This is a genomic window from Arthrobacter sp. TB 26, assembly GCF_000427315.1.
Taxonomy (GTDB): Bacteria; Actinomycetota; Actinomycetes; order Actinomycetales; family Micrococcaceae; genus Arthrobacter.
Genome location: NZ_AUPJ01000149.1, coordinates 1 through 2,465, shown reverse-complemented (window position 1 = coordinate 2,465; position 2,465 = coordinate 1). Strand labels below are relative to the sequence as shown.

1 protein-coding gene and 1 pseudogene are annotated in these 2,465 nt (G+C 67.2%); both read left to right on the top strand.

Annotation, left to right across the window (positions count from 1 at the left end; all coding sequences use genetic code 11):
• A partial coding sequence (locus K789_RS0104925) for a fibronectin type III domain-containing protein (RefSeq protein WP_192815729.1) occupies positions 1-1,162 on the top strand: 1,162 nt, incomplete at its 5' end.
• Positions 1,163-1,359: 197 nt separating this feature from the next.
• A pseudogene (locus tag K789_RS0104920) lies at positions 1,360-2,465 on the top strand (hypothetical protein); the annotation flags it as partial.

Here is a 2,465-nt window from a genome sequence, read left to right as displayed (position 1 = left end):
GACGTCGGTGGCGTCCGCCGTGGGCACCTCCAACCAGCTCAAAGTGAACTGGACCGAGCCGAACACCAACGGCGACGCCATCAAGAACTACTACGTCACCATGAGCGGCGGCGGGGGCACCACCCAGACCCAGATGGTCGCCGGAACGGTGCGGACCGCGAACTTCACCGCGAACAACTCCGAAACCGGCTACACGTTCACGGTCCAGGCCGAGAACAAGGCAGGCAAGGGCGCGGTCAGCGCGGCCTCAGCGCCGCGCCGTGCCACGGGCAAGCTCGGCCAGGTCTCCGGCGTGAGCGCGACGCCGGCGGACACCGGCGCCGCGGGCAGGGCCGTGGTCATCAACTTCCGGGAGCTCGACGCGGCCGGGCGGAACGGCTCCCAGCCCGGCGAGGTCAGCTACACGTACTACGCGAGTCCCAGCGGAAAAACCGGTGCGATCACTCCCGGCCAGAAGGTCGGCGGTTTCACCAACGGCGCGCCCACCACGATCACCATCACGGCCAACTCGTCCGTCGCGCCAAGCTCCGACGCCAGCGCCGGGGCCACCGCCACGCCGTACGGCGCCCCCGGAACGCCCTCGGCGTCCGGACAGAACGGCGCCGAAAACCAAAAGAGCCTCAGTTTCAGCTGGAACTCGCCGTCGACCACCACCAACGACGTCGCGTACACCCAGATCAAAATTGACACCGGAGGCTGGGAACGGGTCGCCGCCTCGGGCAGCCGGACCGTCAACACCGGCGGCTTCAGCGAACCGCACTCCATCCAGGTCCAGACGGTCAACTCCCTCGGCACCGGCGGGGCGATCGCCTCGGCCTCCGCCCAGTCCGGCGCCGCGAAGACCCGCTGGACCACCAGGCTCAACTCCGGGATGCTCCGCAGCTGCACGGACCTGCCCGGTGCCACGTCCTATGACCCGGTCAAGTTCACCTGCGACGGCCAGAGCAACTCCGACCGGCCCTGGATGGGCAACGCCGACATCTTCGACATCATGTGCTGGAAACCCCACGGCACCCCCTACAGCGGGAACGGCGAGTGGTACTACATCATGCGCGGTTCGCCGAACCAGACGCGCTGGATCGATTCCCGGCACACGACGATCGGACCCCCCGGCCAAAGCGGTGTCCCGCTCTGCACCTTCCCGGTCGGGGCAACACCATAGCTGCGCCGGGCCCGGGGCGGGCACCGGCCGGTGGGCAGTCCTGCCCATCGCGCACGCCCGGAACGTTCGCTAGGCTGTCGCGGGAAGTGGGCGGCCTTGTCTCGGGCCTGCCGGGGAACCACAATGCCATCCTGAAGGAAATCTGAGCTGTGACACGTCTGCTCGCCAAGCTGGGGTCCAAGAAGCCGGGCTCCACAATGCCGCGTCCCAACAAAACAGGGTCACCCCAGCGGCGCACCAGGCTCATCACCGCCACCGCGGTCGTTTCCGCGGCGGCGGTGCTGGTGACGGCTGCCATCATTTATCCGGGGTTCAAGACCACTGAGGTGGAGTTGAACGATGGTGGGGTGTGGGTGGTGTCGAAGTCCAAGAATGCGGTGGGGCGGTTGAATTATCCGTCGCGGGTTTTGGATGGTGCGGTGACGCCGGCGAGTACGACGTTTGATGTGTTGCAGGATGCTTCGACGGTGTTTGTCGATGACAGTGCGGGCTCGACGTTGAACCAGGTGTCGGCGGCGCAGATGCGGTTGGGCGGGGACAAGAAGCTGCCCGGTGCCGCGGCGGTCAGTTTCGGCTCGCAGGTCATTTCGGTGACGGATGCGGCGAAGGGCACGGTGTGGGCGCTCTCGCCGTCGACGGTGTCCGGTTTTGATGCGGAGAATTCAGAGCCGGTCCTGGCAGGCTCCGCCGGGACGGTGTCGGCGGTGGGGGCTGATGACCGGATTTACAGTGCTGATCCGAAGACGGGGCAGGTCACGGTGACGAGCGTGGATGCCGAGGGCGGGCGCACGGACGCGAAGGTGAGCACGTGGGACGGGCTCAAGGGTGCCGGGGATCTGCAGCTGGCGGTGGTGGGGGACCAGCCGGTGGTGCTGGATGCGGGCCGGGGGAAGTTGTTCCTGCCGGGCGGGCGTGAGCTGGCGTTGGCGGAGGCGCGGGATGCGAAGCTGCAGCTGAGCGGGCCGGCCGCGGATGCGGTGGCCATTGCCACGCCGAAGGCGTTGCTGCGGCAGCCGTTGGATGGTTCGACGGCGACGACGGTGACGTTTGGCGGGCAGGGGGTACCGGCGGCGCCGGTGCAACTGGCCGGGTGTGTCCATGCGGCGTGGTCCGGGGCGAACAAGTATGTCCGGGACTGCGCCAATGATGCCGATGACAAGACCGTCGCTGTGCCGAAGGCCAGTGCGTCGCCGAAATATGTGTTCCGGGTGAACCGGGATCTGGTGGTCCTGAACGATGTGAATTCCGGCAATGTGTGGCTGGTGAACCAGAACATGCAGCTGGTCAACAACTGGGACGACGT